The organism is Acidithrix sp. C25, assembly GCF_904848545.2.
Genome location: NZ_CAJHCI020000003.1, coordinates 18820 through 40895 on the forward strand (window position 1 = coordinate 18820; position 22076 = coordinate 40895).

Here is a 22076-nt window from a genome sequence, read left to right on the forward strand (position 1 = left end):
CTTTTAAGTTAGCATTTAGTCACTTGCGTGCCAGTAGCAATTTAAGCCATGTCCCTTCTGCCCTCTAGTGCTCTACCTAGGGTCAGTTCGTCTGCATATTCGAGATCGCCGCCAACTGGCAATCCGCTGGCAATCCGTGAGACTTTGATTCCGGTCGGTGAGATCATTCTGGCAAGGTACATCGAGGTAGCTTCTCCTTCAATGTTGGGATTGGTGCAGATTATGACTTCGTCGATAGCGGCGTCGCTAAGTCTTGCCATCAGTTCTCGGATCCGAAGTTGTTCTGGTCCCACGCCTTCAATTGGATTAAGGGCCCCTTGGAGCACGTGATAGAGTCCCTTGAATTCGCGCGTTCGCTCAATTGCAATAAGATCCTTGGGTTCTTCAACCACGCAGATTGTCGTTGAGTCTCGTTCTGGATCGATGCAGATAGCGCATAGGTCTTCTTCGGAGAGGTTGAAGCATCGTTGGCACCACTTGATGGTTCTTTTTGCCTCTAGTATCGACTTAGCTAGGCGATCTGACTCACCTTGCTCGCTCCGCAATAGGTAGAAGGAGATTCTTTGCGCCGATTTAGGTCCGATTCCTGGAAGTTTTGAAAATTCATCGATGAGCGCTTGCATCGACTTGGTGTAGCTCATTTGTCTTACTTTCTATCTCGTGCCAAAAGGTAGCCTCTAGGGCAATTGACGACAATTTAATCTGTTGGGGAGAGGCTATTCGGAGATTTCTGTTGCGTTGGGGAAAACCTCAAGAACCCGCTTTCGAAGGCCCAAGTCGTTTGCTACTTCGCCACGTTTGAACTCGTCGATCAAAGCCGCGGAGTCGATATTTTGATCAATTTTGGGTACGTTAGGGTTAGTTTGAACCTGTTCTTGAATCTTGATATCTATGCGAAATTCGGTCAATAAAAATTGGTCTTTGATGAGCTGGGACAGTCCACGAAGGTTCGAAGCGCAGCTTTTGGCGATAATTTCATTTGGGACACCGATGATGGCGCCAACCGGTGATACCGAGATAATTCTACCCTGTGTTAGGTTTGCGCCCTCTAGCGGTCCAACTCCGAGATCGCTAACGATCTTGGGCCATGCTCGCTGAAGTTGATCGCGATCGATCGTTCCTGGAAGATGGTCTTCGTCTGTTTTTGGATAGGTTCGATCGGTTGAACCACTTCGAAGTGGTTCTTTGAGCCCTTGCTCTGGGGTTGCAGTTTTTCTGGGTGGCTCCAGAGCGTTTTGCGTAGGTCCTTTTTGTGGGCTGGCATCATTGATATTAGGGGAATTTGAGGGTCTAACTGGTGATCCAAGGCGGGAGCCAATTCCTTGGGAGCGCGGAGTTTTGATCTCTTTCGATTCGAGGCCGGCCCGTAGACTGCTGATATCGGTTTGTGGTTTGGTCGGTCTAGAGTTTGGTCGGTCCACATTGACTGTGGATCTCGGGGTCGAATAGTCGGGCTGATCGTAGTCTTGAGGTGGATCGTTCTTGGGTGCAGCGTGAGATGTGGTCGTTGGATTTTGAGGGATGGATTGGACGACCCCTCCATTTCGCTTAATTACTTTGGTAATAACATCTTCAAGGATCGATTCAATCTCACTCGGTAGACCAAGTTGATCTTGGCTAAGTCTGATCAAGGCGGCTTCGACTGTTGCGCGAGCATCGGGTGAGTCCCTTAATTGGCCAGAAATTGTGCCAAGTACCTCGACCACCTTCACCAGTCGCTTTGTCGGAAGGCGACGATCGGCCTTTTGGGGGTTGAAGGAATCTAGGAATTTTTCCCTCGCCAGAGAGACGATCTCGGAGAGGATTCGAGACGGTTCGATCCCCTTTGCGCTCGAGGCTGCTACCGCGATCAGTACATCTTCGGGGGATTGATTGGCTATTGCCTCCATGATCTCTGTGATCCCTCTTACTGAGTCGTCTATTCCTCCAAGGGCAACCACCTGATCTAGGAATGACAGGGTGTCTCTGGCAGAGCCTCGACCTTGCTTTACTACCCAGTCCATCGCTTTTTCGTCGATATTGAGATCTGCACTTTGGCGGACTTTGTCGACAAGGTCTTCTAGGACCGATCCGTCTAAAAGTCTAAATTCATATGCTTGTGTTCGAGAGAGGATGGTCGGGAGGACCTTTTGCGGATCGGTAGTCGCTAATACAAAGATGACGCGTGGTGGTGGCTCCTCTAGTGTCTTTAGAAGCGCATTAGAGGCCGCATTGGTGAGCATGTGCACCTCATCTAAGATGTACACCTTCCATTCACCAGCTATTCCAACCGGAGCTTGTGCGATAAGGGATCTAATAGCATCGACGCCGGAGTTTGACGCTGCGTCGAGTTCGATTACGTCCATGGAACGACCTAGCGTTACTGAAATGCACGAGGGGCACTCACAACAGGGTTCGCCCGCCAATTGATTTGGACAGTTGAGTGCTTTGGCTAGGATTCTTGCGGTAGAGGTCTTGCCGGTACCTCGTGGTCCAGAAAATAAGTAGGCATGGCCGACCCGTTGGTTGGCGACTGCATTGCGAAGCGCCTTGGTTACGTGATCTTGACCTAGGACTTCTTCGAAACGTTGGGGCCTAAAACGCCGATAGAGTGCCGCATATTCTGAAGTGTTAGTCACGGTACCAAGTCTAGCTTTGGCATCAACTTGGTACCGGAGTATTGAAGATGGTTGTGGCTTAGCAAGCGTCTTTTATTGCTTGGCGTTGACTAAAGTTGCGCCTTAGCGAATTGCCCTTACGATTAGGGCGTCACCCTGGCCGCCACCACCACAAAGGGCAGCAGCGCCATATTGCTGGCCTCTACGGCCTAACTCTCCTAAGAGAGTCAGTGCAAGGCGAGCTCCAGAGGCGCCAATTGGATGACCAAGGGCAATTGCTCCACCGTTTACGTTGACTATTTCATCAGATACGCCCAAATCATCCATTGAAGCTGCAGCTACTGCAGCGAATGCTTCGTTTATCTCAAAGAGCGATAGATCACTAATTGAAAGCGAAGCTTTTGCGGCAGCATTGGCGATTGCTCGCGAAGGCTGTGTTAGCAACGAAGCATCAGGTCCAGCAACTTGTCCGTAGGAGACGACCTGTCCAATTGGCGTCAACCCTCGACGATTAAGTTCTGCTTCGGACATGACGATCAATGCTGCCGCACCATCTGAAATTTGCGATGCATTTCCGGCGGTTATTGTTCCGTCACTGCTAAAAGCGGGGCGTAAGTTGCTTAATGTTGAGAGTGTGGTTTCACCTCTAACGCCTTCATCTGTGGTGATGACCAGTGGATCTCCCTTTCGAGATGGGATCGATACTGGCGCAATTTCTGTGGCGAAGATTCCGTCTTTTATTGCCCTGGCAGCTCGTTCGTGAGAGATTTGAGCAATTTGGTCTTGGCGGAGACGAGTAACTGCTGGGAAGCCAGCAAGATATCGTTCGGTTCCTAACCCCATTGCGCACTTGTCGAAGGCACAAAAGAGGCCATCGTACATCATCGAATCGATTACTTGTGCATCGCCGATTCTAAGGCCCGATCGCGCTCCGGGCAAGAGATAGGGAGCTTGTGTCATCGACTCCATTCCACCCGCAACAACGATATCGGCTTCGCCTGATTGAATTAGAAGATCAGCTAGGTATATGGCGTTTAGGCCAGATAGACATACCTTGTTGATAGTTGTGGATGGTACATCCATTGGTATCCCGGCATTTACTGCGGCTTGACGAGCCGTCATTTGGCCCTGTCCTGCTTGAAGAACTTGGCCCATAAATACATATTGGACTTCGTTTGCTGCGACGCCTGCACGTCGAAGCGCCTCTGCTATGGCGATACCTCCAAGGTCCATCGCTTTTAGATTTGCGAGTCCTCCTTGAAATTTGCCAATTGGAGTCCTTGCTCCAGCTACTAGGTACGAACCAGCCAACTCAACCTCCGTTGATTTACATTGATGTCTACGAGTCGATTATTTATTCGGCCCGATTTCATCTATAGAAATAGGTGATATTACTTGTGACGATATAGTACTCATAATGACAAGGATGTAGCAACTCTATACAGTAAAATTTGTTTACCTTGTCCGAAATTGGTCTATGGTGAGTAATGACCGTGAAGGTTTTCTACTTAGTGCTTTCGAAGAGTTAGTAGGCAACGAAGTCGGTTATTTCGTTGAACGTTTGGTTTGGTTTTTCCATAGATCATGGATCTAACCATTGATATTGGCATTTGCCTGATCGATGGTAAGGATCTACTTTGATCTTTAGTGGATATGAAAAGTTTTAGGGCGCGACCTTTTGTTTTGCGTATATCGCGAGATGGGTCCACAGTTGAAATTGGATGAATTGACTTGAAGAATTTCCAAGAGGCTATATTGGCAGGCGCTACGGGCGCGCAGCTAGAAGCCATACCGATACCAGATCACTATAGAGGCGCATATCTCAGAAAGGAAGATGTTGGTATCTTTGAAGGCATTGCCTCTTCAGTAAAGGACCCCAGAAAGTCGCTACATTTAGGCGACGTTCCAACTCCTGAACTAGCACCAGATGAGGTGATGGTTGCAGTAATGGCTTCGTCCATCAATTTTAATACGGTTTGGTCGTCCATCTTCGAGCCGGTATCCACCTTTGGATTTTTAGAGAAGCTTGGCAGGTCAGGATCTCTTTGGGACCAGCGGCATAATCAGCCCTACCATGTCATTGGATCTGATGGATCAGGTGTGATTATAAGAGTTGGTGCCTCAGTTCGAAATTGGAAGGTGGGCGACAAGGTTACCATTCATTGCAACTACGTCGACGACCAGGATCCATCGGCGCACGATGACTCTATGATGGCGACGAATCAAAGAATATGGGGCTTTGAGACCAACTTTGGAGGACTGGCCGATTTAACGGTCGTAAAGGCTAATCAATTGATGCCAAAGCCCGCTCATCTTTCTTGGGAAGAGGCGGCTGTGAATGCCCTATGCAATTCCACATCCTATCGAATGCTTGTCTCTAAGAATGGCGCCGCCATGAAACAAGGCGATGTCGTCTTGATTTGGGGTGCAACTGGTGGAATTGGCGGATATGCGGTTCAGTATGTCCTAAATGGCGGTGGCATTCCCGTTGGTGTCGTCTCCTCCAAGGAAAAGGCAGACCTTCTTCGCGATATGGGTTGCGAGGCGGTTATTGACCGAAGCGAGATGGGGTATAAGTTTTGGAAGGATGAGACGACTCAAGACGAATCGGAATGGCGAAGGTTCGGAAAAGATATTCGTTCCCTAGTTGGTGAGGACCCCGATATCGTCTTTGAGCACCCTGGTCGGTCGACAATGGGTGCATCGGTCTATGTAGCGAAAAAGGGTGGCTTGATCATGACTTGTGCCGCCACGAGTGGGTACATGATTGAATATGACAATCGTCACCTCTGGATGAAGCTAAAGACCATCAAGTCCAGTCATTTCGCGAACTATCGTGAGGCGTTTGAGGCCAATAGATTGATCTCGAAAGGAATGATCCAACCGGTTATCTCAAAGACTTATCCGCTAGAGGAGGTCGGTGCAGCCTGTTATTCAGTCCATCGTAACGAGCATGAAGGAAAGATTGGCGTTCTGACGCTCTCTCCAAGTGAGAACTTGGGTATAGATAATCTCGAGATGCGAGAGCGTATCGGTGAGAATAAAATCGGAAGGTTTCGACGTTACTAAAGAAGGTCGCTTTACGGGGTGAATAGATTTTTTGGTGCAGCTAATTATTTGAAAGTGAGTCAGGATGCTCAATCAGATCGACCATGTAGCGATCGCAGTTAGAAATTTGGAAGATGCCATCGACTACTATCTTCGAGTTTTCGACGCTAAGGTCGTACATCGCGAGATCGTAGAAAGCGATATGATCGAGGAGGCGTTGATTAAAGTAGCCGACTCCTACATTCAACTCCTATCGCCGATTGGCGAGGAGTCTCCGGTCGCAAAGTTTCTCGAAAAAAGGGGTGAGGGGCTCCATCACATTGGCTTTCGAGTTGATTCGTGCGCGGAGGCCCTTGGTCGCGTGACCTCTGAAGGATTCATGACTATTGATGCAACGCCCCGCCCAGGATCGCGAGGTACGACCGTAGCCTTTGTCCATCCCAAAGAGGCATTTGGAACTTTGATTGAACTCGTCCAAGAATAGATTGAGAGCTCGACCCTGCTTGAGTTGGCTTTTGGATCCAGCCGAAAGGCAAGATCTTTGATGAAACTCTGGCGGCTAAATGGCCGATTTTAGGTTATTTGGCAATTATCTTCAACTAAAGGCTTTTTTACTTCGTGCGAAAAGAGCCTTTAGTTATTTAAGCCTTCCTGAACCACCTGAAGTATTCCTTGAAATCGCTAAAGAGGGTATTCGACGTAGTTGAAATCGTAAAAGGCAAAACTGCGACGATTGGTTAGAGACGATTGGTTAGATGTGGGCGATGCTCGATGCACAAGAGATGCTAGATAGACAAGATAAGAGGATCTGGCGATGAACCGCAATTTGTGATTCGTGTGGAAAATCAAAATTCAAGTCGATTTTTGATGCTGTTGATCGTGATGCTGTTGATCTTTGCTGACAAGCTATTTGACTAAATGCAAGTTAGGGCAAAACAGATGGCGGAGGGGGTGGGATTTGAACCCACGGTGCCTTGCGACACAGCGGTTTTCGAGACCGCCCGATTCGGCCACTCTCGCACCCCTCCGTAGACCTAAATATCTTAGTCAGCTTCGACGCGCGCTAAAGAACTCTTTTAGCAATTCAATGGATTCTTTTTCAAAGTTTCCGCCCCATACAAAGCATTCGTGGTTGAGTCGTGGATCGGAACCCACCCCATAGAGGCTTCCCATGGCACCAGCTTTTGGGTCGAATGGGCCGAAGTAGACTCCTCGGATTCTCGAATTTATAATTGCACCGGCGCACATAAGACATGGCTCGAGAGTTACGTAGAGATCGCATTCGTTCAAATGCCAACTATTTAGAGCGGCTGAGGCTCTTGTTATCGCGAGTATCTCTGCATGTGCAGTTGGATCATTTCTAGCTTCACGCTCATTGTGAGCGCTGGCGATTACCGATCCATCCAAGACAATCACCGCCCCTATCGGAACGTCATTCGTGGGGATCTGGGCCTGGGCTAGGGCAAGTTCCATAAATGAAGGGTTATATTCCTGACGCCACTGCAAAGGGTTCACGCCCTTTAAGCATAGGTGGCGAGTGAGTGGTGAATCGCCTTTTGACTGTGGCGCCTATGGTGGGTCGGAGTTGGGTGGGTCGGCGCTGCGTGGTTTGTGGGTTCTTACCTTGTCATGATGTTTGGTTTATTTGGCGCCAAGAACTGAGTCTTTGATCTGTTTTTATCCATGGTCTTAGTGAGATGGTCGAGATTGAGCCTCATTGACCTTTATGAGCTATTTCGAGGAGGAGATCTTGTTTACGATGACGGTGATGGGCGATAGCTATTTGGGTGTAGATTTTGTTTTGAAGCCCGATTATTGGCATCTTGAAAACATATTCTGACCCCCGGAGGGAATTTTTAGTCAATTTTTTTAGGAATTTTGCTCCAAAAATATTTATCCAAGGTCCCCATTGGCCGAATTTGAGGTGGTTGAGGCTATTTTTTGGTGCTACCTGTGAGCTGAAATTTTGTTATTTGGCTTTCCATGATCAATTAATATTTTTTGAATCAAGGAGGGTGTTTTGCCGGTGGATATCTCTATTACACCAGCTCAGGAAGGTTACTGGCGGAGGAGGTGGGATTTGAACCCACGGAGAGTTTCCCCTCACACGATTTCCAGTCGTGCCGATTCGGCCGCTCTCGCACTCCTCCGTTGCAATCCAGACTAGTCTTAAATATGTAGATGGGTGCCATCGGAGTAGATCGGGCCCTGCGCGGCTTGTGATCGTGAACCGAGTCAGGGCCGGAAGGCAGCAGCTCTCAGCGGAACCATAAGGGTGCCGCAGTAAGTCTGATCTCTCCGATGGCACCCATTGCTAGCGTTTGGGGCTTGGATCCACCGTTTCCGATATGATGCCCATTTCTGCTCCGCCACGACCGCCACGACCGCTCCTTGGAACGGAACCACGCTTCGGAACCACAGCTTCGTCGGCATAGGCCAATGTCTGCTTTGCTGCTTCGAATTTCTTCATCTTTGCTATTTCGGCTTGGCTTTAAAATTTTTGGTGGGTTGCATTTTTTCAATTCTTTGCTCCTGACGAAGAGATCTCCGCCCAATCAGGGTTAAAAGGCGAAGAATTTTGCCTACTTAAAAAGTGCATTAAGGGCAAAAAGTGGCCAAAATCTCGGGAATTCACAGAAAACCCCCATTATTTCTGTAATTTTTTACCAAATGTCATATTAAGTTTTCCTCTGGTTAACCAAATGCGGCCATCGTATGTAAGTGATATTTAATTTGAAATCCAACAAAAACAAAAAGTCCAAGTTGACAGCAAAGATCTTGGCAACCGCGGCGCTTCCAGTAATTATTGCAGCCTGCGGGAGTAGTTCGAGTGCTACCACTACCTCCGCCGCAGGATCGACAGCTACTACTGCGGCAAAGGTACCTTTGGTTGTCTATTCCGCACAGGGTTACGACTCTGCTATGACCACCGCTTTTCAAAAGGCAACCGGAATTACAACGACATTGGTCGACGATTCAACGGGTCCGCTTCTGACTAGAGTTCAAGCCGAAGCCTCAAATCCTAAGTGGGGCGTATTGTGGGTCGATGGTGATGAAGCCTTTGCAGCCTTGGATCAGCAGGGATATCTCCTAAAGAACTGGGAGCCCAAAGTAAATTGGACTTCTGCAGCAAAATTGGTTATTCCAAAGGATGGTAGCTACATTCCAACAGGGCTAACAATGGCCGGAACCTTGGTATATTCCACCAAGACCGTCCAATCTCCTCCAACTTCATGGAATGCACTTTTATCGCCGCAGTGGAAGGGTGCTGTTGGAATGAACGACCCGGCAGTCTCTGGACCCACATTTCCATTTGTTGCCGGTATGATGAACTACCTTGGTGGTGTCACCCAAGGCGAATCCTATTATACGAAACTGAAGAATAATGGTCTTCAGGTCTTTCAGACAAATGGCGATACTCTGCATGCCCTTGGCACTGGTCAGATCAAACTTGCTTTGATTCAAAGTTCAGCGGGTATTGGTGCAGGTATTAAAGATCCAACTATCAAGACCGCCTTTTTGGCGCCTTCGACACTGCTACCTGGTGTGATTGGCATTGACGGCAAGGCATCGGCTGCTGAAATCGCCGAAGCAAAGCAGTTTGTCAAGTTCGTTCTCTCTCCTGCTGGGCAGAAGGTTCAACTTTCTGGTGATCCATCTGGAGACTCTCTCTATTGGCCAGTCCTCCAAGGTGTGAATCCAGAGTCTGCTGTACCACCGTTGAGTGGAATCAAATATCAAGTTGTGAACCCTTACAAGTGGGGACCCCAAGAGAATACGATCAATGGTTGGTTTACGTCTAATATCGTAAACTGATACTTTTCTTTCAAATTTATCTTTAGGTTCCGATCGATGGTCTATTTCCGTCGATCGGAACTTTGTTTTTTTTACAATTTTCGTGAGGTTAGCCCAGTGGTTGCGGTTGAAACCGAATTAAACGCCGATGAGACGTTACCTTCGCCGAGGCGAATAAAAAAAGCCGGGGGGAAGGGATCGATTCCTGGCTTTGTTGTAGCGATACTTATCGCTGGAGTGCTTTTAGTTCCTGTACTTATCTTTCTGGTCCAGGCCTTCTTCCCGGGCCTTTTTAGTAGTTCCCAGCCCCTATTTAGCCTCTCTGGTTTTAAATATGCGATCACCGGTGGATCGCTGCGAGGAATTATCGACTCCCTCTTTGTATCGATTCTGGCAGGATTTATTGCTACCGCATTAGGGCTAGCAGTTTCCTGGATCCTTCGAAGAACTGACATCAAGGGCAAGAGGATCTGGTCGGGAGCGATCTGGTTTCTCCTGCTGGTGCCAACCTATCTCACTACTGAGGGATGGCAACGACTGCTAGAGCCGAGTGGTGTTCTTTCCAAGGCTAATATCAATGCCGCACCTATCTACCATATATTCTTCGGACCGGTTGGTGTTATTTTTGTCCTTGGAATGTCTGGAATTCCATTTGCATATCTAGCTATTTCAGCTACATTGGCGAATTTGGGCGGAGAGCTAGAAGATGCTGCACGAGTCCACTCTGGATCGCGTATCGACTCGTTTAAGATTGTTATCCCAGTTATCATGCCGGCTCTCATGTCGGCATTTGCTATTGTTTTTGCCGAATCGATGAGCGATTTTGGTGTTGCCTATACCCTTGCTGCAAATGCACATTTCCCGATTGCAACTTATACCTTGTTCTCAGCTATCGACAGTGTGCCTTTGAACTTCCAACAGGCCGCTGCCATTGGTTGGCTTTTGGTAGCTTCTGCCATGGTTCCCATCGTCCTACAGCGTAGGGTGACTAAATCCAAGAGCTATGCAGTGGTGGGGGGCCGGCGACGTGCTGCCAAGATTATGAACATAACTGGCAGGACAAGGGTTATCATGTATGCCTTCATGATCGTACTAATGGTCTTAGCGGTCATGGTTCCACTTCTCGGGATGGTAAGTGCCTCATTTATAAAAGGACTGGGTACTAATTTCGGTGCAACGTCGCTGACGCTCTCTAACTATAGACGTGTCTTTTCATTGACATTGGGTGGCTCGCCACTGCGCTTCTCTGGCTATCTCTCTGTCTTGACCGCTACGGCAACGATTATCTTTGGAGCTTATTTAGCGCGTATATTGGCTAAACGTGATACCGGGTTTTTTGGGCAGGCCCTAGATCTCCTTTTGATTGGATCGGTGGCATTGCCCGGAATTGTTTTGGGTGCTGGATATATCTTTAGCTATAACCAGCCATTTCTCTCCAATATCGGAATTAATTTGTATGGAACTTCTAAACTTTTGTTCTTGGGATATTTAGCCTCTTCCTTGCCAGCGACATCAAGAATATTGATAGGTCCGTTGGCTCAAATTCAATCAAATATGGCATATGCTGCTCGAGTCCATGGTTCGAAGGCGATTCCCGCATGGTTTCAAACCGTATTTCCAATTCTTTCGAAGGCGTTGTTGTCAGCGTGGTCCCTTACCTTTGCTAAGACTTTGCTTGAGTTGCCGCTCTCGCAACTTCTATATCCGCCGGGTTCGATTCCGCTTTCGGTTGCAATTAATAAGTTGACAGCTGGATACGACTATGGCGGAGGTACCGCCATGTCTGTACTTGCTCTAGGGGTCGCTTTGTTGGTTATAGGTGTGGTAAATGGCGCCTATCGTATCTTCGCTCCTGAGGGATGGAAGAAAATGGGAGGAATGTTCAACAATGAAGGAAATTGATATAAGTCAAGATAGGCAGTCGGCTTCGGTTGCTTTGGAGCTTTCCTCCATTTCTAAGAGTTACGATGGACGGCGAGATGCCGTAAAGAGTGTCTCTCTTGCAGTAAATCACGGTGAGTTTTTGGTACTCCTAGGTCCGTCGGGATCGGGAAAGTCGACCATCCTTAGATCTATCGCAGGTATTGAGCGGATTGCGTCTGGTCGGATAGATATCTTTGGTAAGACTGTAGCCTCCACAACAATGCATACGCCACCTGAGGCCCGAGGTATCTCGATGGTTTTTCAGGACTATGCTCTTTGGCCCCATATGAGCGTCTTGGATAACGTTGCCTTCGCACTCAAGCGAAACAAGGTGGATTCTAAGACCAGAGCAATTAAGGCCCAAGAGACGCTTTCGCGAGTTGGCTTGGGTGATAAGGGTGCTCGTTTTCCTTCTGAACTGAGCGGTGGCGAGCAACAGCGTGTTGCTTTGGCAAGAGCTCTAGTCGGCCACAGTGGGTTGATCTTATTCGATGAGCCTTTATCTAACCTTGATGCCGATCTTCGAGAACGCCTTCGAATCGAGATCGCCACTCTTACTCGAGAGTCTGGCGCGACTGCGGTATATATAACCCACGATCAGTCCGAAGCATTTGCCTTGGCTGATAAAGTTGGCGTACTCTCTCGGGGCGAGTTGGTTCAGATTGGTGCGCCAGAGGACATCTATTTGAGCCCTGCAAATCAATTTATAGCACGCTTTACCGGCCTCTCTGGCGAACTCAAAGGGGTAGTTCGAGATAAACTTGGGAATGGTTTAGTAGGGGTGAATATACCTGGAGTTACCGATAACTTGGTTGCTAAAGCAATGTGTACCTTGCGCGCAGGACAAAATGTCGTAGTCGCGATTCGCCCAGGTGCTATCGCAATTGATCCTATCGGAACTATACCTACCTGCAATGCTTGGATTTTAGATGTGGCTTATCGCGGTAGGGGCTATGAGCATGCGGTATCGATAGGCGATGTCGTGCTTCAATCGGTATTTTCTACGAAGCGTTTTCCACGCGGAAGCCAAATATCGCTTGGGATAGATCCGATTGGAGCATTAGCTTTTGAAGATGATGAAAAGTCGACCTCTAATTCGGTAGAGGTCGAATCGAGATTTAGTGCAGATCTAGATGGAGTTGCGAGTTGAGCACTTATGTATTGGTTGCTGCTGTATTTTTGGCCTCTTGTGTCGAGATGGTCGAAGCGCTGACGATTGTTTTAGCTGCTGGAACTTCTAGGAGTTGGAGGTCAGCACTCGAAGGGAGTGCGGCTGGAATTGCAGTGCTGACCCTTTTGGTGGTTGGCATTGGCCCTTCTTTGGTCAAATATGTACCAATTGGATCGCTCAGATTTATAATTGGAGCGTTACTATTGATCTTTGGTCTTCAATGGCTACGAAAGGCGATTCTTAGGTCTGCGGGTCTCAAGGCTATGCACAATGAAGATCAAATCTTTGAAGACGAAGTAAAGCGGCTGAGGTCAATTCCAAAGTCAACCTCTGGTAGGGATTCCACTGCCTTTGCTGTAGCTTTCAAGGGTGTTTTTCTAGAGGGCCTCGAGGTGGTCATAGTAGTTCTAACGCTAGGGCTCACCAATCATAAGTTGCTGCTCGCTTCGGTCTCTGCCTTGGCCGCAGTTATTCTCGTTGGAATCGTAGGAGCAATCGTCTCAAAGCAACTCTCAAAGGTCCCAGAGAATGCAATGAAGATGGGCGTTGGTCTGATGCTCGTAAGTTTTGGAAGTTTTTGGTCGGGCGAAGGAATGGGTGTCCATTGGCCAGCCTCAGATGCCTCCATCTTGCTCTTATTGCTAGCCTATAGCGTTGCTACAGCCCTCATGATCCGTCTACTGTCCTGGCAATACAAAGGGCGACTAACGTCGCGTGGAGCGGTGTAATAAGATGAAATATTTGCGAGCATTTGCTATGTTTTGGTGGGATTTCCTAATTGGAGATACCCCGGAGATCTTTATCGGAATAGTTGTAGTGTTGGGAATAGTCGCACTATTGGGTAAGGGTTCGTCTGTTCAGCCTTTCGCCCTTGCCGTGTTGGTTATTGCGACTGTCTTTGTCTCTGTTTGGGTAGAGTTTTCACGTAAGGTTAAAGCTTCCAAGAAGTAGCGTTAATCAAGAGATAGCTTTAGCGGACTGATTAAAGTAGGTCTTTTTGCTTTTTATGGTCTATTTGACGCTTATTTCGCGACAATAGTGGTATTTTCGCATAAAGATATATTTTTTAGCATTATTATCCCTGCAATAACATCTTAAAGAGAGATTTGCGTCATAGGGGTAATATTGTTAGTCAGCTTTGAGATTGAGAATTGGGGGCCGTTTTCGAATGTAGAGACGGTCTCTTTTATTGCTGGTCGTGAGCGCCAGCACAGGCAAACTCTTAGCTCTGTCCCTCGCTATAAGATGTCAATCCTCCCCATCGTATCGTTCTTTGGCGAGGCTGGAACAGGCAAGACCGCGCTGATTGAGGCGCTTTCATTTTTGCGTGCTGTTGGCGTTGGCGATTCATTATCCCAAAGCACCACCTTTGATTTTTTTAGGATGACATATGGTAGATATGCCAATGATCCAAGCCGGACAATCTCTATCGCAGCAATGGTTCTAGTCGGCGATGACTTGCTGGAATACAGGATACATCTCTCTCATAGAGGTCTAGAGAGAGAATTGATTACTCAGGTTGGGGTGACAAGTGACAAGGTGCTAGTTGAGGCAACTCCATCATCTTTGAGTACCGATGGATCCAAATCCCAGAGAAGATCGTTGTCACCATACTTGGGAAGCTATAGCTTTGTTGCCGACGGCCCAATCCTCGCCTACTTGGGCAAGCGTGCTACCGAGGTTGCTAGCGATCTGGCATCGAAGAAAGGGCGCAAAAGAGAGGTCGATGAAAAAGAGGCGATGAACTTTGACTATCTAATGGTGCGCCGTCTATATGACTGGTTTTCAGAGTCGGTAGAGATCTTTGGATTAGGTGATTCTAACTCCGGCTCGATCTCGATTAGAGATTTTTCTACACAGATGTTGTCGGACCTTTCTCGAGCGCTTAATCGCTATGAGATGGATATCGATTTGATATCCATCGACGAGACGGTCTTTGATAAGGAACTCCTAGTTCCATATAGCTCAGTCCTGAAAGATGGATCTGATCAGGTCGAGCTGTTGGCCGGACTCCTTGGCCATTCATCTGGCTGGCTAGTTTCAAGGGGTGAGACCTGGGTCCTCCGGCGCCTTATTGCTAGGTCCGCTCGAGATGGACGATCTAGAGCTCTCTCTTTATATTCTCCAGGTGAGCAGCGCGCAGTAGCACTTGTAGCGTCGGTTTTTTTTAGTCATAAAGATAATATTTCTCGCTTGATTGCTTATGACGATGCTGATTTAAGGATTTTTCCATCTTTGATGAGGAAAATTCTCCTTGATTTTATCGAGGCTGCCCCTCGTGATCCGTCGATCCAACTGATGGTTACACTCGGGAGCCCGCTCTTGTTGGACCAAGATATCTTTCGTCGCGACGAGATGGTGATAGTTGAGGCTAGCGGAGGTCAGCATAATCTAGCTTCAATTAGCGACTTTAGTGGTATTCGCTACGATCGAGATATTATGCGTCTCTACCTAGATGGTCTCCTCTCAAGCGCGCCAACCGAGGAAAGTGGTGGATGAGCGGGGAACTTTCACTGCTTTTATTGTGGAAGTTATAATAAAAGCAGTGGCTCGCTCAAGCAGCGCTCGTGCCTAGCCCATTTCTTCATTTAGGGTTGCTATGAGCGCGGTTATCCTATCTAAATACGACATGATTGTGTCGTAGTCTGCACTCGGTAGCCAAAATAGAACTCTAGATACCGAGTGCTTTTGGTATTCGATTATCTTTTTGGCTGAGATTGGAGCACCATAGAGATAGATTGGCGGGATATCACGTCCGACTTGTTGGGCGTATTCTTTGAAGGCTTGAACACGAAGGCCGAATTCCTCAGTTGTGTTTCGAGCAATAGGCATCCAGATGTCGCCGTAGTCCAAGGTTCGAGCAAATGCTGATTCGCCATCGCCACCTACGAGTATTGGTGGATGAGGGCTAGTAAGAGGCTTTGGCCAACTCCAGATGTTGTCAAAGTTTACAAAGTCACCATGGTATGTGGCGTTGTCGTTCGTCCAGATCTCCTTCATGGCTTCAATGCGCTCTTTTAGAAGTTTGAACCTTGAAGTTGGTTCCGTGCCATGATTTGACATCTCTTCACGATTCCAGCCAGCCCCGACTCCAAATTCGAATCTGCCCCCAGAGAGATAGTCGAGTGAGGCCACCTCTTTGGCTAGGACGATTGGATCTCTCTCCACGACTAATGAGATGCCGGTGCCAATCTTTAGAGTTTTAGTCTTAGCCGCAACGATCGAGAGTGCTACAAAGGGGTCGAAGGTGTGGGCATATTCTTTGGGTAGTTCGCCGCCACCGGGATATGGCGTCGTTCTTGATGCGGGAATGTGAGTATGTTCGGGAAACATAAGGCTAATTAGCCCCCTGTCTTCCATCTCTATCGCGAGGAGTTCAATTGGAATGGAGTATTGAGTCGGAAATATCAGGGCGCCATATTGCATAGTCTGATCTTAAACGCCATTAGTCCACCGTCGGATCGAAGTTTTCTATTTTTGCGTAGTTGACGAGAGTCATGGCTGGGTGAGCCTTGCATGGTTTTCTTCTGGTTTTGTGCTCGGATCCACTTTCGGTCCACTTGGGTTTTTATCTCCTCCTTGAAAAAATAGGCGGGTTGTGATGGTTGATATCGTCTCGGCCGTTGATTTCAATTGCCTACTTTTACTGTTTTGTCCCTATTGGAGCTTGCCAATAGGCGTAGATGATCACAATTTCAATTCGAAATCCCATCGAAGGGAACTGGCTAATGCAGAAGTTCTTTGAGTTCTTGGTGGAATCGGCCTATTATTTGTTTTGTGAATAAAATCAACTTTGAATCCCGCATATTGGACCTTGGCTATATTATTCCGGAGGCACCCGCTCCTCAAGGAAGTTATCTCCCTTGCAGGGTAGTTGGGAATCTTGCCTTCATGTCTGGAGTGCTACCAATGGAGGCTGGTGTGATATCTCACAGTGGCATTGTGGGTGTCGATGTTACTCTAGATGAGGCGAGAGCTGCAGCTCGAATTTGTATCTTTAATTTGCTCTCTAACCTAAAGGCAGAGATTGGGGATTTGAATCGGATCGAGGCGATAGTCCGATTGGGAGGTTTTGTAGCATCTGCTGCCGACTTTGGAGACCATCCAGTTGTCATTAATGCAGCTAGTGACCTTTTGGTTGAGATCTTTGGCGACGTTGGGCGCCATAGCCGGGCCGCTGTAGGGGTGGCTAGTCTCCCTCGAAATGCATGTGTTGAGATCGACGCAATTATTTCGTTCATCTAGCTCTATTTAAATCGTAAAGACTGATTTTTGGGCTATTGGCCGACGGATCGGATTGCTCCGAAGTAGAGGCCCACTCCTAAAAGGGCGATTCCGATCACATCGGCCAAGGGGTTGCCGCCGTTTTGACCAAGTATCAGGGCGCTAACCAATGCACCGACTGGAATCAACCCCGGAAAGAGGCCGACTAGTTCTACACGTATTCGTGCTAGGCCGATATACCAGGCTACGAAGGCGCCGACGGTAACAAAGAGGCCTTGGAAAACCAGCGCGATAATCTCTTGATGGGTAAAGGTGTTTGGTGGCTTTGATGGCTCGAAGATAAAGTGAATAATTATCAGACTTATTGATGCTATAGAAGTTGTCCAGAAAGAAAGTGTATATGGACCGACTTTTTTGACAAGTGGAACGCTGAAGATCGAAAAGCTTGCATCTCCGAAAAGGGCGAAAATCGCCCATAAAATACCAGCAAGGCCCGCCTTCGAAGCCCCTTCTATGATTGTGGTTCCGGCTAAGACTATGCCAGCACTAATGATTGGCCTGATAGTAGGTCGTCGATTTTCGATGAATGGACCAATGATTGCGATCAGGACTGGTGCAGCGCCGATAATTATTGCTACCGAGGGCGCTGTAGCACTTTTGAGTGCCTCAAGCGACGCAACTGAAAATCCCACGAGACCAAAGGCAGATACCACGAAAAGGTAAAACTTGTCCTTGGCGGAAAATTTTAGGTTTTTGGATCTTTCTGGTCTAGCTAAAAAGTAGAGAATGATTGCGCCAACGCCATAGCGTATAGCTTGACTTTGAAAGACAGGTATGGTTATCAAATATGTAGAGGCGGTTATCCCGGCTCCTACGGTGAGCGTCGCGAAGGCGGCCATGATGTAGCCGCTGTAGTTTTTAGGTTGGGTCACAGCTTTTAATAAAGCATAAGGATCCTGTGGACAACGATGGTCTCCTAGGGAGATTTAATCGCTCTAAGTTACCCATTTCGCCAAGAACCCTAGTGTGCTGATAGTCACATTGGGACTTGGACCTGCTTTTGTAGGGCGATTTCGCCTGTGCGCGTTATAGCTAGTACCCGCTCCGAAATACATATACATTCATATGCACCTCTTTTGTTTTCGCTCTCCAGACGCCTTTGCGTGTTCTGCCACATCCACGGGGACAGAACTAGGGCGAGTCGGTGGTTGCACACCTCCCACGTCCAACTCGCGTTGTCGTGGTATCCTTGGAGTCCTGCCGTGAGCGCTAGCCTTGGCATCTTCGAGGATGTTCCGGCTTTCCATTTAGCGTAGGAACCTCGCGTCAAGAATCTTTCTCACTTCCGTGTAGGGAGTGAACCGGTCGATCTGGTGATCTTGGATCCTTGATTTGATGTTCATGGAGGCTACGTGATCTGCATCGCCCTGCCAATTGCAATCCCAATAGGGGTTACGACAGTGAAACACATCCCCGCTTCGGTTGTCGAAAGAGACATACCCACACGTTGGATTAGGAGATGTTTGGCTGGTGTAGGCCGCGTTGACCGTTTTAATGCCGGAGGTTCCGACATGCGCATGTACCATAATGCGTTCTTGGTTCTCGTCCCTTGCCCACGATGAGCAGAGTCGAGATATCTTCTTAGACTTAGCCTTACCCCCTAGGTGAGACAGATCTTCGGTGATGATTTCTTTTGGCCGTTGTGATGGATGTTGGGGAGCTCGTCCATTAGCTCTGGTGCGATTGCCCTCTCCGTAGACCACTTCTTTGATTGCAGCGCCCGAAATTGTCTGTAGTTGTGCCTTTGCACGCCTGAGTCGAGCTTTTTGTTTCTTGGTCCCTAGGTTATTTCGTGAGATGTGCTTGGTTCTTCTGGAGCCAGCATCTCTCTTTGATAGAGCGTGAAGTTTGTTCCTTGCCTTGCCGGTCTTATGCCTGCGCTTAGTCATGGAACTAAGCGCTCGGCCATACTCGTCGCCATGATGAACTCCCGAGTCATCAGTGCAGACCTCGGTGATTCCCCAGTCGAGCGATACAGCGGGGCCGGTGGCCTTGGCTAGAGCTGCAACGTCGTAGCTAACGTGAATGAAGGCCCGCTTGTTCTCTTCATCAAGTACGACCCTGACATTCCCCGACACACGAGAAATGCCAGACAGGGGTAGCGAGATGCGTTTGTTGCGAGTTGAGCTGACAACTTTGACATAGCGTCGGTCTTGCCTTTAGCTGTGTCGTTGTCGACCACTGAATACAAGGTAGAGTCCAAAGACATAGAGTGAGACTTGATAACGGTTGGCCAGCTACCATCGAGTGCATCTCGAATGACGCGATGTAAGTACGAGGCTATCTTTGCACCCGTTTCGGGGGAGGTAGTCACAGTGGAGATCTCTGGCACGCCGCCACCCATGATTTGGCCAATAGCCGAGTATCTCGTTAGACAAGCATAGGCATAATGCCTCTCATCTTCGTCTGTGAAGCGTCTCCACACCCTTGCCTTGACGTTAGCTCTTACAAAGCAGGACTCGATGTGGCGAATACAGGTATCCACGGCGTCAAAGGCAGCTTGGTCTACCAAATGGACGTTGATGCCCTCTGGGTATAAGCCCTGTGCCTTTGCTTAGTCACGAAAGCTTTTGCTTCTATCAAGCAGCCTCCATAGGCTAGTCTGGCGCAGATGAGCTACAAAGACGCGCTTTGCGTCGCTATAGTGCCCAATCACAGAGCGCGTCTCGTCATACTTGTTCTTGTTCAGTGGCAACGTGGCTAGACGTACCGTGCGCTTCATAATGCTAACCATAGAGTGAGGCTCGGAGATCGGATCATGGAGTTACCTCTTTGGCCACCTCTTGAAGCCGTTCCATAACCTTTTTGTTTTTATGGTTACGCGATCCATATAGCCAGCCCGAGAAGACGGTTACGATTTCAATGACATCGTTTGTCAGATCTTCTTCAAAGGTTGAATCCTCGCTAGCGTTGATAATGATTACTTCGACTCCAAAATGCTCACAAAGAGACAAAACAAGCTCTGACCCAAAACGAAGCAGTCTGTCCTTGTGACTGAGCACCAGTCGTCCAACCTCGCCGGAGCAAATCCAAGAGATAAGCACTTTTAGTCCACGCTTATGATAGTTGAGTCCTGACCCTACATCGGAGATGACCTCATAGCTCCACCCGTTTGCGGCGCAATAGCTCTCTAGGAGAGCCACCTGGCGAACCAAGTCGTCTTTTTGAGCGTTGGTTGACACGCGGGCATAGGCGATGGTAGCTCTGGTGGATGGAGCTTTATGAGAGTAATAGCACGAAGCTTAGATAGGTCATAACGCCTTCTGCCTCCTTGTGTGCGTATAGGAGGATCGATACGTCCTTCTGCTTGTCATCACCGTAGCGTCACGGGGTGTACCCCAAGCTCCTGTGCTGGCACCCCAATAGGCACTAACCTCGTCATATAGGCATTATAGTAAACTTCGTTTAAGAGTGCTCAGCTGGAGAGTAGCAGTAGCGAGCCCCAAGGGCTAATAACTAAGGTGTTGTTGTGGAATCGGCCCATGAAGGTGCAAAGTTTCATAGAAATCGGTGATTTTTTAGCACGTGACATACTAGCCATATAGATAGGGGCTATTTGCGTCGATGATATATCATATGACTCAACTAGTATCTTTTAGGGTGATAACCCCCCGACGTGTTTTGTTTGTTCCTCTAGCGATGAGCATTGGTGCGTTGATCGGAGCTTGTGGAAGTACTACTTCGTTGGCAGCGGTCGCTAAAACTACCACAACTGCGGCCTCTGCATCCCCAACGCTGGTCGCTTCGCCACTATCTCCAACAGGCTCAACTTCAACTACATTGCCGTCGACAACTACGACATCGCCATCGGTGGTGCCAACCCAAGTTTCTCAGACTTATAGTAAAAGTGGTTCATCGCCTAGTTTTTCGGTTAATATTTCATATCCCGTGATATCGGGTATGACGTCGAGTTCTGCTCAGAATGGTATCAATAGTCAGATCTATGGGGCTGTGGCTAGTTGGGCAAATTCCTTCATGCAAAATGTTGCGATGGCTGCATCGAGCGGCTCGGGCCCAAATGGAGTGTCTAACCTAACCGGTTCCTATAAAGTTACTCTTTTGGACGCCAGATTGGCATCTTTCCAATTTGTATTAAACACGGCTGCCGCAGCAGCCTCCGCTCCCAATACCAGCATCCAAGCCCTGACCTTCTCATTGGCAAGCGGAACTGTACTGTCGCTTTCTGATCTATTTGGTACTAATAATTCCTTTCTTACGACCCTTTCCAATCAAGCTCGAGCCCAACTAACTACTCAATTGGCGGCTCAAGGGGTACCTTCCGCTCAGATCCAAAGCGCACCGGGGTTAAATCCGCTGCTTTCTAATTTTGCTGCTTTTAACATAACTTCCAACTCGTTGATCTTGGGATTTTCACAAGGTCAGGTCATATCAAGTGCCATTGGCGACCTAACTGTCAATATTCCCCTGGTTGACCTCAAGTCGATTATTGATCCGACTGGACCGCTCGCAAATCCATAAGTTGATATTTTGATGGGCGGTTCGCCGTTGCCTTACTTTTTCATAAACCGTGATAGCTGGGATTGTTTTTAATGAAGCTCTTACTAAATTAACGACAAGTTCAACCAAGGCATTGCTTGGTGGATCTTTTAGTACGAGGAGATATTTTGAATAGCACCAGAATACAGAGAAGAGATATAAGGGTTTTGTCAGACTTTGTCTCGACTAACGCCATCTCTGATGTGATAGCCGTGATGATTTATGCGAGCTTCATTGGTTTGTCAGCTCAGGTTGTAATCCATCTACCGTTTACCCCTGTTCCGTTTACTGGACAGACCTTTGCCGTTGTGCTTGGAGCAAGCGTACTTGGTATGTCACGAGCACTCTATGGATCAATTCTGTACCTATTTGCAGGGCTTATGGGAGTTCCGTGGTTCGCAGGCGGCAGTGGAGGCTTTAGCGTAGCGTCAACACCAACTTTTGGATATATCGTTGGCTTTCTATTTGCATCAGCACTCGTTGGCTATCTCGCCAATAGAGGATTCGATAAGAAGATCCCAAGTACGATTGCCCAGATGGTTATCGGAAATGTGGTTATCTATCTCTTTGGCGTAACCTATCTGAGCTACTCTCTCAATCTATCGCTAGCAAAGGCGATATCGCTGGGTGTTGCTCCTTTTGTCCTTTCTGACCTGGCTAAGGTTCTCCTTGCAGCAATATTGTTGCCAAGTGCCTGGAAGTTCCAAAACTGGTTCAGCTCGCATAGGTAGTCGCCCCAAAGTGTTTAGAGTGATCTAGGG

The 22076-nt window shown here is 48.1% G+C and carries 22 protein-coding genes, 2 tRNA genes, 1 other RNA gene and 1 pseudogene; 12 read left to right on the forward strand and 14 right to left on the reverse strand.

Going from position 1 to position 22076, the window contains the following annotated elements; genetic code table 11:
* Nucleotides 1-41: 41 nt before the first annotated feature.
* The 3 genes from recR to ACIDITHRIX25_RS99185 all read right to left on the reverse strand — a co-directional run bounded on the left by recR (nt 42) and on the right by ACIDITHRIX25_RS99185 (nt 3908).
* Complete coding sequence (gene recR / locus ACIDITHRIX25_RS99175; protein WP_052606909.1) at nt 42-641, reverse strand: recombination mediator RecR; 600 nt, start codon at nt 639-641, stop codon at nt 42-44.
* A 75-nt stretch (nt 642-716) separates the two neighbouring features.
* Nucleotides 717-2618, reverse strand: coding sequence for a DNA polymerase III subunit gamma/tau (dnaX, locus tag ACIDITHRIX25_RS99180; protein WP_201731823.1), 1902 nt, complete (start codon nt 2616-2618; stop codon nt 717-719).
* A gap of 102 nt (nt 2619-2720) precedes the next feature.
* The gene (locus ACIDITHRIX25_RS99185; protein ID WP_052606907.1) at nt 2721-3908 is read right to left on the reverse strand and encodes an acetyl-CoA C-acyltransferase; all 1188 of its coding nucleotides are present in this window, start codon (nt 3906-3908) and stop codon (nt 2721-2723) included.
* Between the two features lie 420 nt (nt 3909-4328).
* Between ACIDITHRIX25_RS99185 and ccrA the strand changes: the two genes are divergently transcribed.
* Nucleotides 4329-5666: a crotonyl-CoA carboxylase/reductase gene (ccrA, locus tag ACIDITHRIX25_RS99190; RefSeq protein ID WP_201731824.1), complete on the forward strand. Its 1338-nt coding sequence runs from the start codon at nt 4329-4331 to the stop codon at nt 5664-5666.
* Between the two features lie 64 nt (nt 5667-5730).
* Complete coding sequence (gene mce, locus ACIDITHRIX25_RS99195) at nt 5731-6129, forward strand: methylmalonyl-CoA epimerase (protein WP_052606905.1); 399 nt, start codon at nt 5731-5733, stop codon at nt 6127-6129.
* A gap of 456 nt (nt 6130-6585) precedes the next feature.
* On the opposite strand, the gene ACIDITHRIX25_RS99200 is transcribed toward mce, so the two are convergent.
* The 3 genes from ACIDITHRIX25_RS99200 to ACIDITHRIX25_RS99210 form a co-directional block, all read right to left on the reverse strand.
* Nucleotides 6586-6673 (reverse strand) — tRNA-Ser (locus ACIDITHRIX25_RS99200).
* A gap of 19 nt (nt 6674-6692) precedes the next feature.
* The gene (locus ACIDITHRIX25_RS99205; protein ID WP_249685790.1) at nt 6693-7160 is read right to left on the reverse strand and encodes a nucleoside deaminase; all 468 of its coding nucleotides are present in this window, start codon (nt 7158-7160) and stop codon (nt 6693-6695) included.
* Between the two features lie 547 nt (nt 7161-7707).
* Nucleotides 7708-7795: transfer RNA gene (locus tag ACIDITHRIX25_RS99210), tRNA-Ser, on the reverse strand.
* Nucleotides 7796-7844: 49 nt separating this feature from the next.
* Here ACIDITHRIX25_RS99210 and ffs point away from each other — a divergent pair.
* Nucleotides 7845-7943, forward strand: an RNA gene (gene ffs / locus ACIDITHRIX25_RS99215) — signal recognition particle sRNA small type.
* 16 nt (nt 7944-7959) lie between these two features.
* Here the strand turns inward: ffs and ACIDITHRIX25_RS99220 are convergent.
* Nucleotides 7960-8115, reverse strand: a complete 156-nt coding sequence (locus tag ACIDITHRIX25_RS99220; RefSeq protein ID WP_160291900.1) for a hypothetical protein — start codon at nt 8113-8115, stop codon at nt 7960-7962.
* Nucleotides 8116-8408: 293 nt separating this feature from the next.
* Between ACIDITHRIX25_RS99220 and ACIDITHRIX25_RS99225 the strand changes: the two genes are divergently transcribed.
* From ACIDITHRIX25_RS99225 to ACIDITHRIX25_RS99250, 6 genes are all read left to right on the forward strand, one after another.
* Nucleotides 8409-9461, forward strand: a complete 1053-nt coding sequence (locus ACIDITHRIX25_RS99225; protein WP_152626156.1) for an ABC transporter substrate-binding protein — start codon at nt 8409-8411, stop codon at nt 9459-9461.
* 96 nt (nt 9462-9557) lie between these two features.
* On the forward strand, nt 9558-11342 hold the full coding sequence (locus tag ACIDITHRIX25_RS99230; RefSeq protein WP_052606902.1) for an ABC transporter permease: 1785 nt from the start codon (nt 9558-9560) through the stop codon (nt 11340-11342).
* On the forward strand, nt 11329-12513 hold the full coding sequence (locus ACIDITHRIX25_RS99235; RefSeq protein ID WP_201731825.1) for an ABC transporter ATP-binding protein: 1185 nt from the start codon (nt 11329-11331) through the stop codon (nt 12511-12513). Before ACIDITHRIX25_RS99230 ends, ACIDITHRIX25_RS99235 begins: the two co-directional genes overlap by 14 nt.
* Nucleotides 12510-13262 (forward strand): COG4280 domain-containing protein, encoded by a 753-nt coding sequence (locus tag ACIDITHRIX25_RS99240; protein ID WP_201731826.1) that lies wholly within the window; start codon nt 12510-12512, stop codon nt 13260-13262. The genes ACIDITHRIX25_RS99235 and ACIDITHRIX25_RS99240 overlap by 4 nt, the downstream gene beginning before the upstream one ends.
* 4 nt (nt 13263-13266) lie before the next feature.
* Entirely contained in the window at nt 13267-13485 is a 219-nt protein-coding gene (locus tag ACIDITHRIX25_RS99245) for a hypothetical protein (protein WP_052606899.1), read from the forward strand.
* A gap of 174 nt (nt 13486-13659) precedes the next feature.
* The gene (locus tag ACIDITHRIX25_RS99250) at nt 13660-15033 is read left to right on the forward strand and encodes an AAA family ATPase (protein ID WP_052606898.1); all 1374 of its coding nucleotides are present in this window, start codon (nt 13660-13662) and stop codon (nt 15031-15033) included.
* Nucleotides 15034-15105: 72 nt separating this feature from the next.
* On the opposite strand, the gene ACIDITHRIX25_RS99255 is transcribed toward ACIDITHRIX25_RS99250, so the two are convergent.
* Nucleotides 15106-15960 carry an LLM class F420-dependent oxidoreductase gene (locus ACIDITHRIX25_RS99255; protein ID WP_052606897.1) on the reverse strand — a complete coding sequence of 285 codons (855 nt, stop codon included), beginning with the start codon at nt 15958-15960 and terminating at the stop codon, nt 15106-15108.
* 351 nt (nt 15961-16311) lie between these two features.
* Here ACIDITHRIX25_RS99255 and ACIDITHRIX25_RS99260 point away from each other — a divergent pair, with 351 nt between their 5' ends.
* Nucleotides 16312-16779, forward strand: a complete 468-nt coding sequence (locus ACIDITHRIX25_RS99260; RefSeq protein WP_200891316.1) for a RidA family protein — start codon at nt 16312-16314, stop codon at nt 16777-16779.
* Between the two features lie 32 nt (nt 16780-16811).
* Here the strand turns inward: ACIDITHRIX25_RS99260 and ACIDITHRIX25_RS99265 are convergent, their stop codons facing one another.
* From ACIDITHRIX25_RS99265 to ACIDITHRIX25_RS99290, 6 genes and pseudogenes are all read right to left on the reverse strand, one after another.
* Nucleotides 16812-17690 carry a DMT family transporter gene (locus ACIDITHRIX25_RS99265; protein WP_152626155.1) on the reverse strand — a complete coding sequence of 293 codons (879 nt, stop codon included), beginning with the start codon at nt 17688-17690 and terminating at the stop codon, nt 16812-16814.
* Nucleotides 17691-17879: 189 nt separating this feature from the next.
* Nucleotides 17880-18065 (reverse strand): hypothetical protein, encoded by a 186-nt coding sequence (locus ACIDITHRIX25_RS99270; protein WP_201731827.1) that lies wholly within the window; start codon nt 18063-18065, stop codon nt 17880-17882.
* Nucleotides 18066-18896 carry a zinc ribbon domain-containing protein gene (locus tag ACIDITHRIX25_RS99275; protein ID WP_201731828.1) on the reverse strand — a complete coding sequence of 277 codons (831 nt, stop codon included), beginning with the start codon at nt 18894-18896 and terminating at the stop codon, nt 18066-18068.
* Nucleotides 18815-19330, reverse strand: coding sequence for a hypothetical protein (locus ACIDITHRIX25_RS99280; RefSeq protein ID WP_201731829.1), 516 nt, complete (start codon nt 19328-19330; stop codon nt 18815-18817). Before ACIDITHRIX25_RS99280 ends, ACIDITHRIX25_RS99275 begins: the two co-directional genes overlap by 82 nt.
* A gap of 42 nt (nt 19331-19372) precedes the next feature.
* Entirely contained in the window at nt 19373-19540 is a 168-nt protein-coding gene (locus ACIDITHRIX25_RS99285; RefSeq protein WP_201731830.1) for a hypothetical protein, read from the reverse strand.
* A gap of 34 nt (nt 19541-19574) precedes the next feature.
* Nucleotides 19575-20200 (reverse strand): annotated as a pseudogene (locus ACIDITHRIX25_RS99290) (IS607 family transposase).
* 194 nt (nt 20201-20394) lie between these two features.
* Between ACIDITHRIX25_RS99290 and ACIDITHRIX25_RS99295 the strand changes: the two are divergent.
* Nucleotides 20395-21297 (forward strand): DUF3298 domain-containing protein, encoded by a 903-nt coding sequence (locus tag ACIDITHRIX25_RS99295; protein ID WP_201731831.1) that lies wholly within the window; start codon nt 20395-20397, stop codon nt 21295-21297.
* Between the two features lie 146 nt (nt 21298-21443).
* A complete protein-coding gene (locus ACIDITHRIX25_RS99300) occupies nt 21444-22046 on the forward strand; it encodes a biotin transporter BioY (RefSeq protein WP_052606137.1) in 603 nt (200 codons plus the stop codon).
* Nucleotides 22047-22076: the final 30 nt, after the last annotated feature.

What these genes read in the sequence shown, in the direction of transcription:
- recR (WP_052606909.1), bottom strand. Translation starts at nt 641, where the DNA reads ATGAGCTACACCAAGTCGATGCAAGCGCTCATCGATGAATTTTCAAAA.
- mce (WP_052606905.1), top strand. Translation starts at nt 5,731, where the DNA reads ATGCTCAATCAGATCGACCATGTAGCGATCGCAGTTAGAAATTTGGAA.
- ACIDITHRIX25_RS99220 (WP_160291900.1), bottom strand. Translation starts at nt 8,115, where the DNA reads ATGAAGAAATTCGAAGCAGCAAAGCAGACATTGGCCTATGCCGACGAA.
- ACIDITHRIX25_RS99235 (WP_201731825.1), top strand. Translation starts at nt 11,329, where the DNA reads ATGAAGGAAATTGATATAAGTCAAGATAGGCAGTCGGCTTCGGTTGCT.
- ACIDITHRIX25_RS99245 (WP_052606899.1), top strand. Translation starts at nt 13,267, where the DNA reads ATGAAATATTTGCGAGCATTTGCTATGTTTTGGTGGGATTTCCTAATT.
- ACIDITHRIX25_RS99255 (WP_052606897.1), bottom strand. Translation starts at nt 15,960, where the DNA reads ATGCAATATGGCGCCCTGATATTTCCGACTCAATACTCCATTCCAATT.
- ACIDITHRIX25_RS99270 (WP_201731827.1), bottom strand. Translation starts at nt 18,065, where the DNA reads ATGGAAAGCCGGAACATCCTCGAAGATGCCAAGGCTAGCGCTCACGGC.
- ACIDITHRIX25_RS99285 (WP_201731830.1), bottom strand. Translation starts at nt 19,540, where the DNA reads ATGAAGCGCACGGTACGTCTAGCCACGTTGCCACTGAACAAGAACAAG.
- ACIDITHRIX25_RS99295 (WP_201731831.1), top strand. Translation starts at nt 20,395, where the DNA reads ATGACTCAACTAGTATCTTTTAGGGTGATAACCCCCCGACGTGTTTTG.